Origin of the sequence: Spongiibacter tropicus DSM 19543, from assembly GCF_000420325.1 — a bacterium.
In the GTDB taxonomy this organism is placed as follows: Bacteria; Pseudomonadota; Gammaproteobacteria; order Pseudomonadales; family Spongiibacteraceae; genus Spongiibacter; species Spongiibacter tropicus.
Map to the genome: position 1 here is coordinate 742,721 of NZ_ATUS01000001.1, position 14,192 is coordinate 756,912.

11 protein-coding genes and 1 tRNA gene are annotated in these 14,192 nt (G+C 58.0%); 4 read left to right on the forward strand and 8 right to left on the reverse strand.

The window, feature by feature from the left end; translation table 11 throughout:
• Positions 1-10: 10 nt before the first annotated feature.
• From G411_RS0103550 to G411_RS0103560, 3 genes are all read right to left on the reverse strand, one after another.
• Positions 11-532: a hypothetical protein gene (locus G411_RS0103550; protein ID WP_022957797.1), complete on the reverse strand. Its 522-nt coding sequence runs from the start codon at positions 530-532 to the stop codon at positions 11-13.
• 273 nt (positions 533-805) lie between these two features.
• A tRNA-Arg gene (locus G411_RS0103555) sits at positions 806-882 on the reverse strand.
• A gap of 104 nt (positions 883-986) precedes the next feature.
• A complete protein-coding gene (locus tag G411_RS0103560; RefSeq protein WP_157581110.1) occupies positions 987-2,063 on the reverse strand; it encodes a YncE family protein in 1,077 nt (358 codons plus the stop codon).
• Between the two features lie 613 nt (positions 2,064-2,676).
• Here G411_RS0103560 and G411_RS0103570 point away from each other — a divergent pair.
• From G411_RS0103570 to G411_RS0103580, 3 genes are read left to right on the forward strand one after another with little or no spacing between them, the layout of a single operon-like run.
• On the forward strand, positions 2,677-3,135 hold the full coding sequence (locus G411_RS0103570; protein WP_022957800.1) for a DUF411 domain-containing protein: 459 nt from the start codon (positions 2,677-2,679) through the stop codon (positions 3,133-3,135).
• Between the two features lie 8 nt (positions 3,136-3,143).
• The gene (locus G411_RS0103575) at positions 3,144-5,066 is read left to right on the forward strand and encodes a copper resistance system multicopper oxidase (protein ID WP_022957801.1); all 1,923 of its coding nucleotides are present in this window, start codon (positions 3,144-3,146) and stop codon (positions 5,064-5,066) included.
• Entirely contained in the window at positions 5,063-5,743 is a 681-nt protein-coding gene (locus G411_RS0103580; RefSeq protein ID WP_022957802.1) for a copper resistance protein B, read from the forward strand. Before G411_RS0103575 ends, G411_RS0103580 begins: the two co-directional genes overlap by 4 nt.
• Positions 5,744-5,833: 90 nt before the next feature.
• Here G411_RS0103580 and G411_RS0103585 read toward each other — a convergent pair whose 3' ends face one another.
• Positions 5,834-8,278, reverse strand: coding sequence for a TonB-dependent receptor (locus G411_RS0103585; protein ID WP_022957803.1), 2,445 nt, complete (start codon positions 8,276-8,278; stop codon positions 5,834-5,836).
• A gap of 280 nt (positions 8,279-8,558) precedes the next feature.
• Between G411_RS0103585 and G411_RS0103590 the strand changes: the two genes are divergently transcribed.
• On the forward strand, positions 8,559-9,578 hold the full coding sequence (locus tag G411_RS0103590) for an AraC family transcriptional regulator (RefSeq protein WP_022957804.1): 1,020 nt from the start codon (positions 8,559-8,561) through the stop codon (positions 9,576-9,578).
• 6 nt (positions 9,579-9,584) lie between these two features.
• On the opposite strand, the gene G411_RS19205 is transcribed toward G411_RS0103590, so the two are convergent.
• From G411_RS19205 to G411_RS0103610, 4 genes are all read right to left on the reverse strand, one after another.
• Positions 9,585-10,460: an alpha/beta fold hydrolase gene (locus tag G411_RS19205; RefSeq protein WP_022957805.1), complete on the reverse strand. Its 876-nt coding sequence runs from the start codon at positions 10,458-10,460 to the stop codon at positions 9,585-9,587.
• 48 nt (positions 10,461-10,508) lie between these two features.
• The gene (locus G411_RS19210) at positions 10,509-12,005 is read right to left on the reverse strand and encodes a flavin-containing monooxygenase (RefSeq protein ID WP_022957806.1); all 1,497 of its coding nucleotides are present in this window, start codon (positions 12,003-12,005) and stop codon (positions 10,509-10,511) included.
• Positions 12,006-12,121: 116 nt separating this feature from the next.
• Positions 12,122-12,760 (reverse strand): DUF2959 family protein, encoded by a 639-nt coding sequence (locus G411_RS0103605; RefSeq protein WP_022957807.1) that lies wholly within the window; start codon positions 12,758-12,760, stop codon positions 12,122-12,124.
• A 26-nt stretch (positions 12,761-12,786) separates the two neighbouring features.
• Complete coding sequence (locus G411_RS0103610) at positions 12,787-14,136, reverse strand: class II 3-deoxy-7-phosphoheptulonate synthase (protein WP_022957808.1); 1,350 nt, start codon at positions 14,134-14,136, stop codon at positions 12,787-12,789.
• Between the last annotated feature and the right edge of the window lie 56 nt (positions 14,137-14,192).

Consider the following 14,192-nt stretch of genomic DNA (forward strand, 5'->3'; position numbering starts at 1 on the left):
CTGGCATCGGTTATTTTTTTACCGAGGCCTTAACGGCAATTGTCTTACCACCAGCGCAAGACAACGTTGCCGCCATTGCGACGTCATAAGTTTTACGGTCCAAACTGTTTACGGTGACGGCTTCGCTGCCATCTCCCTGCAGGCGACAGCTTGTCCCATCTTCAAGCGTGACATCGAGTTGCTTAAGCGACGGCGCCTGTCCTGACAGGGTCATCACTTTCGCCGACATCGCCGCAGTTCCCATTGATTTCATGTCTTTCGACATGCTGGCACCGCGAACCATCGACACCATCGGTGTCCCGCCGGGCACTACAATGCCGCCGCCGACTGAACCGTTCAGGTCACCGCTGTAGTTCACTTGCCAACCACTGCTTGCGGCACTTGCCATACCCGCCTGAGCAAGACACAGGCCCAATATTGCCGCTCTCGATGCTGTCGCGAGCCGCCCCATCGCGAAAGTGCTTTCCAGAATAGTCTTTGCGTCGTCATGACGCAGTGACAACGGTGTCTTCGTGTTTGCTAGAAATACCATCCTTAGTCTCCAAGATAATGGGAATTACCCAAAGCACCTTAGTGTCCGACGTCGCCGACAACCGGTCAATTCTTATGCGTCACAATTCGACAGTCGGCAAGCAACAATCATGACTTGGGAACAGCAACCGATTACAGGGGCTTGCCAATATGATTGCGGCCCGTTCGCCAGAAATATCCGTGCGGGTCATACATCAGGATGGACGTAAGGAGAGAGAAGTATTCAGGCATAAAAAAACCGGCGCTGCCTGGGCAGTGCCGGTTTTTTAAATAGTGGCGCGCTCGGGAGGATTCGAACCTCCGACCGCCTGGTTCGTAGCCAGGTACTCTATCCAGCTGAGCTACGAGCGCGTCGAGGTGGCGTACTATATTCAAGGGCCATTTTGCTGTCAACGCATTTTTTAAAAAAAGCTTAAAAATCCTCGCCTTGTACGAGATTTGAGCAATGCGGCCCGCTACTTGGCCACGTACGGGACGCTCATCATCCGGTCGCCGATGAAGGAGCCGATGTAAAGGCGATCTCCCACCTGCTGAGCAACCGTTCCCGCGCCCATCGGCGCGCCCTGCTGGGTGAGGACGACCTCGGTCTGCATGGTTTCCGGATCAAGTCTCACAATACGGAACTTGGCCGGACAAGCCCCCTGCTCGGCCCCCAGGCAGATAACAAAGTCCCATAGACTCAAGTCGTGGCTGGCAATCAGCAGTTTGCCGCTGGCATCCCACTCGCTGTTGTCGGGGCTCTTCACTTCCGCTTCGCCCAAAAGCTCACCCGTGAAGCGATCGAGCTTCTGTACACGCGAGCCCGCCCACAGGTTGATGAACAGGCTTTTGCCATCGGCTGACAGCTGTATGCCATTCGGGTAGTCACCCTTGAAGTTGGGCAGTTCACTGAAATCTTGTCCATCCCAATGGAGAATGCGGCCCGGGTTGAAGCCTGCAAGCGCGGTGATTTCCTGCCACCCCAATTCACCCACAGGGGTGTCGCCACGGGGGTACATATGGCTGGCCATAAAACCGCCCTCCGGCAGCGCAACAACATCGTTGAGATTGCTGCCCTCAGGAGGAATAACACAGCCCTGCCAGCGCAACTGGCTTTGCAGGCCTCTACCCTCGATTTCGAAAAATTCAATGGATTCCCGGCCGCCATGATTGATGACCAGCAGCTGCTGTCGGCCATCAGGACGCTCGGAGAGGGAAATACCGTGAGGGGCAAAATGATGGATATCGGGCGCGGAGCATTCCGCACTCCCCCACGGTTCGCTGGGCGTCTTCACCGCCAGTCCAAGGTCGATGCGACGCTTTTCCCCGCTCCCGGTATCGAACAGCGCCAGCGCACCGGGCTTGCCGCTGCCGTGGGCTTCCATTTCACTCACGATTAATGTCTGACGATCCCCCAGTACTTCCATGTCTTCGGGCTTCTGCCAACCACAGAGCGCAAGGCGATCCCCCACGTCTTCGCAGTCGCTGATCAGGCGCGGTCGCTCCCAGCACGCCACCAGTAGCAATAGGGGAATCAGCAGTAAAATGCGCATCTCAATCAACCTTATCTGTTATTGTTTTGACGAGCGGTAACGCTGCCGTAATTGCGCGATAAAAACCAGTAGAAAACAGGACTTGACCCTGAAGTGGACTCAAGGCCTACACTCGGCACTCGATTCGCAACTATTTTTTTGCTGCTGACGTATACTTTCACAATGCCTCGTATCGCCCTGCTCAGTATCTTGCTTCTGCTCTGCCAGCCCCTGCTGGCGGCGCTGGTGCCTGCTAGTCACGCACATGTTATGCATGCCCATGACGAGGCACCGGCATCCGCGATGAGGATGGGCGATACACATGCGGCCAGCGCACACGATTGCTGCGATGGAACAACGTCTCACGCTATGGCGCCCCACAGTTCAGCGCACACTCAGGACAACAGCTGCTGTGACGACAACTGTCAGTGCAGTATCGGCTGTCAATTGAGCTTGCTGTCATCGATGACAATTCCGGGGCAGGCGGTCATTCAGGCGCAGTTCAACCGCCCGCCAGATGCCCTGAAGCATGTCCCCCCGACTCGCCGACTGAGGCCGCCCATTCACCTGTTTGGTTGATTGCCCGCGCCCTGAGCGCAAAACCAACATATCGCTTCAACACAGGTGAAATACCATGACACGACTACCGAGATTCCTCGTTGCCCTGCTATGCCTTTGGGCAGCCAATACCTCGCTGGCCGAGACCGCCAGCATGACCGTGTATAAAAGTCCGACTTGCGGCTGCTGTACGGCCTGGGCCGAACATATCAATCGTGCGGGCGTTGCGACTGAACTGCATAACCGCCAGGACATGCATACCATCAAGACGCAACTGGGTATCCCCAATGAGCTGCAGTCCTGCCATACCGGGACGATCGACGGCTATGTCTTTGAAGGTCACGTCCCTGCCGCCACCATCGAGCGCTTTCTGGCAGCCCCGCCCGAGGGCGCGTATGGGCTGAGTGTACCCGGCATGCCCATTGGCAGCCCCGGCATGGAAATGGGCGAACGTCTGGATCCCTACGCCATCATTCTGCTCAGCAAAGATGGCCAGCACCACGTTTACGAACGCATTACCGAGCTGCAGCCATAGGAGGGATCATGAGCAAGATACTCTCGACTCCCCTGCCCCGCCGCCGCTTTGTTACCGGCGCGGCGGCGGGCGCGGCCTTGCTTGGCCTGTCTCCGGGCAGCGTGCTGGCACGCTCGCCACAGCGCCAGCCCGGCCAGGTACCCGAGCTGCGCGGTCAACGCTTCGATCTGCATATTGCTTACCAGTCGGTGAACATTACCGGGCGCGACGCACTGGCAACCGTCGTCAACAACTCGCTTCCCGCTCCGACCCTGCGCTGGAAAGAAGGCGAGCGCGTGCATCTTCGGGTACACAACCATCTTGCAGCCGACAGCTCGATTCACTGGCACGGTATGATTTTGCCCAGCAATATGGACGGCGTGCCGGGTATGAGCTTCGCCGGAATAAAGCCCGGCAGCTACTACGACTACACATTTGATGTGCAGCAAAGCGGCACCTACTGGTATCACAGCCATTCGGGCTTTCAGGAGCAGACCGGCGTCTACGGCGCCATTGTTATCGATCCGGCAGAACCCGACCCGGTGCAGGCTGACCGCGAGCATGTGGTGGTGCTGTCAGACTGGACCGATCAGGCACCGGAAGCCCTGTATGCCCGGCTGAAAAAGCAGAGTCACTATTACAACCGCCGCGAGCGCACCGTGGGCGATCTGTGGCAAGACCTGCGGGAGAAAGGCTTGAGTGCTACCTGGCAGGATCGCGCCATGTGGAATCGTATGCGCATGAGTGACAGCGATATCGCCGATATCAACGGTCTGGCCTACACCTTTCTGGTCAACGGCCACAGCCCCGATGACAATTGGCGCGCGCTGTTCAAGGCAGGGGAAACGGTTCGCCTGCGCATTATCAATGCGGCGGCAATGACGCTGTTCGACCTGCGCATTCCCGGCCTGGAAATGACCGTAGTCGCTGCCGACGGGCAGAATGTCGAGCCGGTCACCGTAGACGAATTCCGTATTGCACCAGCGGAAACCTACGATGTTCTGGTTCGCCCCAGTGCCGATCGCGCTTACACCTTGTTTGCCCAGAGTATCGACCGCAGCGGCTACGCCTGCGCCACACTCAGCCCCAACAGCGAGTGGCAGGCCGAGATTCCCGCCATGGATCACGCCCCGCGGTTACATCACCGCGACATGGGCATGGACCACAGCGCAATGGCGATGGCCGGGGCGGCACATGCGGGTCATACACCCAATCCTGCCACACCGTCGGGTGATATGAACCACGGCAGTATGAACCACGGAAAGATGGACCAACGTGATATGTCGCGCGACGTGGACAGCCATGCCGGACACGGGCCGCCAGCGGAGATGGATCACCGTCACCACGGCATGCACAGCCAGACCGTGCCTCCAGATGCGCCGATTGCCCCTGCAGGCGCTGGCAGCCGCGCGGTAATTAGTCACCCTGCCAGTGAAAACAACCCGGGCGTGGATATGCAGGCGCAGATGCCCGCCAATGGCCTCGACGATCCCGGCATTGGACTGCGCGAGCACGCACAGCGCTACGGTCGCCGAGTGCTGCGATACAGTCAGCTGTTCAATCTCGGTAAAACACTGGATCGCCGCGACCCGGAGCGGGAATTGGCAATCCATCTGACCGGTAATATGAGCCGCTATATGTGGTCGATGGACGGCGTAATGTTCGACGATGCCGAACCGATTCTGCTGCGCTTCGGTGAGCGCCTGCGCATCGTATTGATTAACGACACCATGATGACTCACCCCATTCATTTACACGGATTGTGGAGTGAACTGGAAACCGGTGAGCCGCTGCGTATTCCACGCAAGCATACGATCATTGTGCAGCCCGGCTCCAAAATCAGCTATCTGGTCAGCGCCGATGCGGTCGGCCGCTGGGCCTATCACTGCCACCTGAGTTTCCACATGCCCGGCATGTTTCGCGAGGTGCGAGTGATTGGAGGTGCCGCATGAAAAAGGTAGCCATTCTTTTACTCGGCAGCTGCCTGGGCAATACCGCACTGGCGGGTGGTAAAGCCGACCCGATGCTTGGCAGCGTAATCATCAACGAACTGGAACGTCGCAGCGACCAGCGCGAAAGTGCAGTGGATATGGAGGCCTGGCTGGGCCACGATATCGACAAACTCTGGGTCAAGCTGGAGCGCAGCGCCGAGGCGGGCAGTACCGACGAAGCCGCGCTGCAACTGCTGTATAGCCGCGCGATCGCCCCGTTCTGGGATCTGCAAACAGGACTGCGCCGCCATATTGATGACGGAGACGCTGACAACGCCCTGGTGCTCGGTGTACAGGGGCTCGCCCCGTTCAATGTCGAAACTGACGCGGCACTGTTTGTGGATGACGACGGCATGGTGACGGCGGAAATTGAGCTGGGCTACGAACTGCGATTCACACAGCAGTGGATTCTGGAGCCGGAAATCACCCTTATCGCCCACAGCGAGACGGATCGCGAGCGCTCGCTGGGTAGCGGACTGGCAGAGGTGGAGACAGCGCTGCGACTGTTCTACTACCCGCAACGCGAGTGGGCGCCGTATGTTGGACTGGCGTGGCACCGAACGCTGGGGGACCAGCGCGATTTTGCGGAAACAGCGCAGAGCGAGCAGTGGCTTATCGGGATCCGAGGCTGGTTCTAACATCACTTGAAGCCCCTCATCGTCACAGACACAAAAAAGCCCGCCAATTGGCGGGCCTGAAGTGTTATTGCAAAGAGCGATCCGGGTGAATCAGAAGCGCAGAGTGACCTCTGCACCGTAGCTGCGGGGCTCGCCAGCCAAGTACTGGTCAAAGCCAAAACCGGCCTGCAGGTTGATGGCGTAGACATCGTACTCCTCATCGGCGAGGTTCTTGCCCCAGAGAGAGATGCTGTAACTGTCATCGCTGGCATACCAGCTCAGTCGCGCATTGTAGAGCCAGTAGGCATCCTGACCGATCTCTCCATAGCCATTGTCGTCGTTGTACGCGCTGTACCACTGATCGTCCTGGAAGTTGGCGTTCACGTTCAGACTCAGATAGCCCGACTCCAATACCAGCAGATCGTAGTCGGCAGAGATGCTGTAGTTCCACTTCGGCGCAGAAATCAGCTCGTTGCCAGCCAGATCAACCGTATCGTCGGTGTCGGCAATGGTTTCGGTATTCGCCAGCGTCAACTCCGAGTACTCCGTCTCGAGATAGCCAACCGCCAGCTGCAAGGTCAAGCGCTCGGTCACGCGCGCCCACAACTCGGCTTCGACCCCTTGAATGCTTGAACCGCCGGCATTCTCGAGGAAGTTCGACAGGTTCACCACGTTAATGAACTGCTGATCGGTGTAGTCGTAGAGGAACGCAGCCACGTTCAAACGCATGCTGTTTTCAAACAGGTCGGCCTTGAAGCCCACTTCGTAGGCATCGATGTATTCCGGCGCCGCATAGGCGGTTTCCAGGGGGCGCTCCTCGTAATACACGCCACCGTTGAAGCTGCCACTCCGATAACCACGGCTGATGCTGGTGTACACCATCCACTCATCGTTGAAGCGATAGTCCAGACCGAGTTTCCCGGTCCACTCGTTCTCGACGGCCTCAAGCTGTTTGGCCGACGCGGTCGTGTAGGGACCGTGGGTATAGCCGACTTGCAGCAACTCGGCCAGCGAACCCAGCGGATCAGACAGCAGATCCTGCAGGTCGGTAATCGTCAGCGGCAGCGTAATCCAGCCATTGTCGACACCGGTATTATTGCCCGGCACGTAGGAGCCGACAGGCTCTCCGTCGTTGGTCAGACGAGAAATATTCAGGTAGGTCAGGCGGTTCTCATCACGGGTATAACGCAGGCCGAGATCCATACCGAAGTTGGCCGTGAAGTCGAAGCGCATCTGGGTATATGCCGCTGCGCTGGTCTTCTCGGTAATCATGCGCTGATCCAACTGACCGAAGTCCAGCAGATACGGGAAGATGGGGATATTGTCCGGTCTGGAGACCCCTACGCGCAGATCGGGGATCTGGTCGTAAATATCGTAGAGGTTGTGCATATCCATGGTTTCTTCACTGTAGAAGACACCGGCAATAATGTTGAACATGCCGTCGAAGTTCGACGTGAAGCGCAGGTCCTGACTGTAGCTGATCGAGTCGGAACCCCAGGTAATTTCCAGCAGGCCATTGGGGCTGCCATCGGTATCCGCCGCCTGAGAGTAGTCGGCATCCAGGTAAGAGGTGACGGAGGTCAGGGTGTAGTTGTCGGCGTTGTAGTTCACCGTCAACACCGCCAGATCGGTATTGGTCACCAGCGCGCCAACACGGTTGGCTTCCGTTTCATGGAAGTCCAAACCACGGCTGGGGCGGGAATAGCCGATATAGTCGATATAGCCGTTGGAGTCGCCTTGCAGCGGACCCCGCACATCGGTACGCGGTTCATTGCGCGGCGGTGTGCTCAGCGAATCGTTGCCGGACTTGGTATAGCGCAGTACCGCGTCCCAGGATTCATTGATGCGCCAATTCAATACCATGCGCCCACCGAGAAAATCCGTCTGCGCGCCGTTGGCGTCTTTGCCCACGATTTCTACGTAGCCGTCATTGCGTTTGGCACTGGCGGCGATACGACCGGACAACACGCCGGGAATCAATTCCATCTCACCTGCCGCCTCGGCAGTGGTGGCACCGTATTTACCCGCACCGAGTTTGACATAGGCACTGGGGCCTTCATCAAAGCCGGGAGTACGGGTAATGATATTGATGGCACCACCCGTGGTGTTCTTACCGTACAGCGTCCCCTGCGGGCCACGCAGGACTTCCAGCCGCTCTATATCAAAAAAGTTGGCACCGTGGCTGTATACCGGGCCGAGATAGGCTTCGTCGACATACACACCAATGGGGCTGGCTTGGTTGGAGCTGTAATCCGACATGCTGACGCCGCGAATCGAGAAGATCGGCTGCACATCGCCGTAGGGGCCGCTCACCTGCATGTTCGGCACTTGCGCCGAGACATCGGTGGCATTTTCAAAACCCAGTTTGTCGAGCTGATCGCCACCCAGGCCGGTAACCGCAACAGGGATATCCTGGGCGCTCTGGGCGCGTTTCTGCGCGGTTACCAGCACTTCTTCCAGTACCGGAGCCGCATTGGCGGCGCATGCTGCGCTGACAGCAATCGCCAAACTTGAACGAGCGAAAAGTCGGCGCATGGCCGATGAGTAGAACAACATAGATGCCACTCCATTTGATTGCGTCGGCAGGGAGACCGACAACATCGTTATCATTGTTTTATGCCGACACGGGTAAGGCGCGGCGAGTAAAGTTTACAGCACAAACAATTGAGATTTTCGGACATTTGTCGCAATCTACGGACAACTTTGTCGCCTTGCGGGGATGATCACAGCACGCGGACGCCGCCAGTTCGGTACATTTCGCCGCTGATTGCCGCCAGTTTATGATAGCCGCGCTCTGCAAGACGCATAACAGTAATAAGCAAAGGAGCCGAGACACATGTATCGCTGGGATTTCTGCCGCAGTGTAATGAGTGCCCAATTGCTGGTTGCGCTCGGAGAGGAGCGCGGTGTCTCTCGCCAGCAACTGCTGCACAATAGCGGGATTAGCGAGGAGCAACTCTACAATCCCGAGACCGTGGTCGAGGCACAGTCCGAGCTCACGATTGTCCGCAACCTGATACGGGCGCTTCCCAACAACCCCGAACTCGCGCTGCATGCCGGGCAACGCTACCAGCTTTCCACCTACGGAATCTGGGGTTTCGCCATTGCCAGCAGCCCCAATGCCCGTCAGGCCATTGAGCTGGCCCGCAATTTTCAGGAACTGACCTTTGTTTTTGCGCCGTTCAATATTTCCATGGACCGCGAAAAGACAACCATTGCCTTCGACGACGAAGGTATCCCTCAGGATGTTCAGCGTTTTTGTCTGGAACGGGATATGGCGGCAGCCGCGGTGATTCTGGGAGAGCTGCTGGGGCAACCGGATGCTGTCGAGCAAATTCGTTTCCGCCACGGGCCACCCCCGTATCTGGAGGAATACCGGCGCGCCTTCCCCGGCAAACTGCACTTCAATGCCGGCAGCAATCTCTTCGAGATATCCAATACCGTGCTCGACGTTCCCCGCGTGATGGGCAATGCCAGCACCGCGAATCTACTCGCGAAACAATGCGGAGAATTGTTGAGCACGCGCAATGCACGACGCGGTCTGTCGGGCAAAGTGCGCGACCTGCTCCTGCAGCAGCGTTCACTGCAAATGGATATGGAAGCCGTGGCGTCAGCCCTGCACATGACATCGCGCACACTGCGCCGCAAGCTCGACGCCGAAGGCAGCTCCTTCCGTCAGCTCAGCGATGAGATTCGCCAGACCCTGGCTGAGGAGCTGCTGCGTGGCACGCCACTGAGTATCGAACAGATTGCCGAGCGCCTGAGCTACGCAGACGGTTCCAGCTTCTCGCAGGCATTCAAGCGCATGACCGACGAGACCCCCGGCAGCTTTCGGCGGCGCCACCAGACCCGCTAAAAGTCGCTAGCCCTGAGCGCGACGACGAAGAAAATCCCGATAGCGCTGCGCACAGAGCTTCGGACGTTCCAGCATGGGCAGATGCCCCGTGTTATCCATAATGTCAAACTCGGCTGATGGCAGTAACGGCCTCATGACCTCGCAACTGCTGACTTCCAGCACGCGGTCCTGCGTGCCCCACACCACCCATACCGGCTGGCTGAGCTTGTCGAGGACAGTCTCCAATCCGCCGTAAATTTCCCGCTGATACTGGGTGAAAATACCGGCGATGCAATTGCGTCTTGCCATGGCGGCCCTCGCCATATGACGTCGCACCAGGCCGGGAATAAACGGCTTCTTCTCGCAGACCAGTGCGATCAGACGCTCAAAGTCCTTTTCGGACGTCACCAACAGCAGGTTCTCTCCCTCAGCCAACGCCAGCTCCATCTTGCAGGGCTGTGGCGCCTTGATGCCGCCGTTGTTGTACAGGCCGACCGACATGACAGCCTCCGGGTACAAATAGGCATAGATCGCTGACAGGTGACCACCCATAGAACTTCCCGCAAGATGACAGCGACTGACGCCTCGACGTTGCAGAAAGGCGTGCAAGCGCTCGGCCTGCGCGCGCATAGAATAGTCCTGGCCGGGCAGACAGGCGTTCTCGCCAAAGCCCGGCAGGTCGGGAACCAGAATGTGGTAATCGCGTCGCAGAGCGCCCGCAAAGCGGTTCCAGTTGTCTTTATCCGCGCCGAAACCATGCAACAGCACCAAGGTCTCCGCCGTGTCTGAACCACCCTCAAGATAGTGCCAGCGGTGTCCGTCCACCTCGCAATGATGGCGCCGTAGGCCACAGCTAAATCGCTCGGCCGTGAGCGCAAGCTCGGCCAGTTTTCCATTTATCATTATTGTTACTCCTATACGGCAGGCTTCATCAGGCCGCCTGCCGCATCGCTATTTGGCGTCAGAATAAAAGCGGTAGTCGTCCGCGTTAAACTCGCGATGAGCTGAACGGAAACGGAAGGTAAAGTCCGGCCAAAGCTGGGTAATCTTCCCGCTGCGGTGCTGGTACCAGCTATTGCAGCCACTGGCCCAAACTGATCCGGCAAGCCGCTCTTGAAGACGTTTATTGAAGCGCGCCTGAACCTCATCGCGCACTTCCAGCACGGCCCCACCCCGCTCTTCACTGGCATTCAGCAGGCGGCTGATCGCCTGAATCTGTGTCTCGATCATGTACACCATGGAGCTGTGTCCCAAGGTGACATTCGGGCCAACGATCAGGAAGAGATTGGGGAAACCGTGCACCGTGGTGCCCAGATAGGCTTCTTCGCCATCGCGCCAGGCCTCGGCCAGACTCTGACCATTGCGCCCGAAAATACGCCCGGCTATCGGGCTCTCCGTTGCGTGGAAACCGGTCGCGAAAATCAGGCAATCCACCGGGCGCTCAGCACCCTTGCTGTCGACAATGCTGTGTGGACGAATCTCACCAATACCCTCCGTCAGCAGTGCAACATTGGGCTTTTGCAAGGCGGGATACCAGTCGTTTGAAATCAGGATACGCTTGCAGCCAATCGGATAGTTCGGTGTCACTTTTTCGCGCAGGGCCGGATCGGCAACCTGGCGTCGGATGTGTGCCAATGCCCCACGCTCAAACAGCCGCATGATCGACGGGTGTATCACCATCCCGAGTACCCGCAGTTCGTTCCAGCAGTAGATGGCAGCCCGCAGCGCCAGACGCGCACCGGGCACATTGCGTAGAATCCATTTCTCCCAGCTTTTATAGGGACGGTCTCCACGCCGGAGAATCCAGTTGGGGCTGCGCTGATACACGTCTAGCTGATCGGGTTTGTCAGCGATTTCTGGCACAAATTGAATGGCGGACGCGCCGGTGCCAATCACCGCCACCCGCTTGCCCTTGAGGTCGTAGCTGTCGTCCCAGTTGGCAGAATGAAAATGATGCCCGGCAAAGCTCTCCACACCCGGTATCGACGGCAGCTTGGGCTCGGCGAGCCCGCCGTTGCCGCTGATCAGTACCCGCGCAGACAGCAACAGTCCGTTGTTGCAGCGAATGGACCAGCGCTGTGTCGCCTCGTCAAAGCGGGCCTCCTGCAGCTCTTGCTCGAAGCGGATGTACGGCCGCAGCGTCCAGCGATCAGTCACATCACGCAGATAGGCGTGCAACTCAGGCTGACTGGGATACACCCGCGACCACTCGGTGTTGGGCTCAAAGGAAAAGGAGTAGAGATGTGAAGGCACATCACAGGCCGCGCCGGGGTAATGATTATCCCGCCAGGTTCCCCCGACATCCTTTGCGCGCTCGATAATCACAAAGTCATCGCGCCCTTGCTTTTTCAGCGCGATGGCCATGCCAATGCCGGCAAAGCCTGTTCCGATAATTGCGTACTCACAAGACAGCGGAGTCTCCGCGCCGCTGTGTTCCGGTGATGACATAGTGCTGCACCTTGTTATTGGGACGTTATACGGTGCTCAGAGTAGTGCCTTGGGCCTCCCGGCCGACAGAGGCCCTACGGACAGAGTATTTAGAAATTCGGACATTCCTTTACTGCCTAACGCAACTGCGCAATAAAGCCCTCTGACTCGCTGATCGCCTCGTCCATTCTAGCGATCAGAGCAGTGACATCACGGTCGATCACTGTCAATTCGCCCTTGATGGCGCTGATCGCCGAGGCATTGAGGTTGTGCTTCAAATAGAGGACATTGTCGCGCAGCGTCGCCAATACCGGATCAAGGCTTTTCTCGGAGCGGCGCAGGCTATCGCGCAAACGGCGGTAGCGACTCTGGGTTTCTCGCAGCTTCGACGCACTCTCTGCGCGCAAGCGAGCATTGCTGTAGAGCGAAAGCTCTTCTTCCCACTCCTCAAACAAGGCCTCCGCCACCCCTTCAACGGCGTCGATACGCTCGCGGATATCGTCCGCCGCAGCGGCGCTGTCTTCGTAGCTGGCATTCAGGCGATCGTAGAGCTTTTCGAGATCACCGCCGTCAAAACTGACCACCGAGCGAAACTGGCTGAGGGCATCGCGGAATTCTTCCTGGGCATCCTGCTGGGAATCGCGGGCATCTTCTACCCGATCGACCAATATATCCCGTTTGTGAATGCCGACTTTCTCCATGGCGTTGTAATAGGTGGACTCACAGGCCCACAGCCCCAGACAGAGCAGCAGTAACAGGCAACGTTTAGCGGTCATTGTCGTATCCATTATCGTGGTGGTGTTCAGCGCTTTTCTTCGCGCAGGAAGTCAGCAACACAGAAAGCCAACTCCAGTACCTGATCGGCATTTAAGCGTGGATCGCACTGGGTTTGGTAACACTTTTTGAGGTCGTCTTCAGAGATTTGGTAGGCCCCGCCCACACACTCAGTCACGTGCTGACCGGTCATCTCCAGATGAATCCCACCGGGATGTGCGCCCTCGCCGCGCAGGGCCAGAAAGAACTGACGAATCTCATCCAGAATGCGGTCAAACGAGCGTGTTTTGTAGCCATTGCCCGCCTTCACCGTATTGCCATGCATCGGGTCGCAGGACCACACCACCGTGCGCCCTTCGGCCTGAACCCGGCGCGCCAGTGCGGGCAGTTTTTCAGCGAGGGTATTACCGCCCATCCGGCTGATCAGCGTCAGGCGTCCCGGAATGTTCTCCGGATTCATCGCATCGATGAGACGAATCAGCTCATCCTCTTCAATTGACGGCCCGATCTTCACGCCCAGCGGATTTTTCAGACCGCGGAAAAACTCAATATGGGCGCCATCAAGCTGACGGGTGCGTTCGCCAATCCACAGCATATGTGCCGAGCAATCATAGAAATCGCCCGTGAGGTGATCCTGGCGGGTCAGCGCCTCCTCGTAGTTGAGCAGCAGCGCCTCGTGAGAAGTGTATAAGTGGGTCTCGCGCAAGGTCGGCGTGTTGTCGCTGTTAATGCCACAGACTTCCATAAACGCCAGAGCATCCTGAATACTGTGCGCCACCGCCTCATAACGCTCGCGCAGCGGATTTGACGCCAGAAAGCTCAGGTTCCACTGATTGACCTGATGCAGGTCGGCAAGCCCCCCGCTGGCAAAAGCGCGCAGCAGGTTCAATGTCGAAGTAGACTGGTGGTAGGCGCGAATCATGCGCTCCGGGTCCGGCACGCGCGCGGCGGCGGTAAACGCCGCATCGTTGACAATATCGCCGCGATAGCTGGGCAGCGACTGTCCGTCTCGCGATTCCATATCGGCAGAGCGCGGTTTGGCAAACTGTCCTGCCAGTCGGCCCACCTTGACGACCGGCAAACGCCCCGCATAGGTGAGTACGATCGCCATCTGCATAATCACCTTGAAGGTGTCGCGAATATTCACGGCGGAAAATTCGGCAAAGCTCTCGGCACAATCCCCGCCCTGAAGCAGGAAGGCGCGCCCTTCCGCAACCTCGGCCAACTGTGCGTGCAGGGCGCGCGTCTCGGCGGCAAACACCAGGGGCGGCATCGCTGCCAATTGTTCTTCCACGCGATTGACCGCGCCGCTATCCGGGTATTGGGGTTGCTGCAGGGCTATATGCTCGCGCCAACTCTGCCGAGTCCACTCACTCACAGGGTAAAACTCCTTGGGAATCATCAAGTCATTCAGGGAACGTACTATAGCAACTG

Excerpts from the sequence above, each read along its gene's own strand:
- G411_RS0103575 (WP_022957801.1), top strand. The coding sequence starts at position 3,144 with ATGAGCAAGATACTCTCGACTCCCCTGCCCCGCCGCCGCTTTGTTACC.
- G411_RS0103585 (WP_022957803.1), bottom strand. The coding sequence starts at position 8,278 with ATGTTGTTCTACTCATCGGCCATGCGCCGACTTTTCGCTCGTTCAAGT.
- G411_RS0103560 (WP_157581110.1), bottom strand. The coding sequence starts at position 2,063 with ATGCGCATTTTACTGCTGATTCCCCTATTGCTACTGGTGGCGTGCTGG.
- G411_RS0103570 (WP_022957800.1), top strand. The coding sequence starts at position 2,677 with ATGACACGACTACCGAGATTCCTCGTTGCCCTGCTATGCCTTTGGGCA.
- G411_RS0103550 (WP_022957797.1), bottom strand. The coding sequence starts at position 532 with ATGGTATTTCTAGCAAACACGAAGACACCGTTGTCACTGCGTCATGAC.
- G411_RS0103580 (WP_022957802.1), top strand. The coding sequence starts at position 5,063 with ATGAAAAAGGTAGCCATTCTTTTACTCGGCAGCTGCCTGGGCAATACC.
- G411_RS19210 (WP_022957806.1), bottom strand. The coding sequence starts at position 12,005 with ATGTCATCACCGGAACACAGCGGCGCGGAGACTCCGCTGTCTTGTGAG.
- G411_RS0103605 (WP_022957807.1), bottom strand. The coding sequence starts at position 12,760 with ATGACCGCTAAACGTTGCCTGTTACTGCTGCTCTGTCTGGGGCTGTGG.
- G411_RS19205 (WP_022957805.1), bottom strand. The coding sequence starts at position 10,460 with ATGATAAATGGAAAACTGGCCGAGCTTGCGCTCACGGCCGAGCGATTT.
- G411_RS0103590 (WP_022957804.1), top strand. The coding sequence starts at position 8,559 with ATGTATCGCTGGGATTTCTGCCGCAGTGTAATGAGTGCCCAATTGCTG.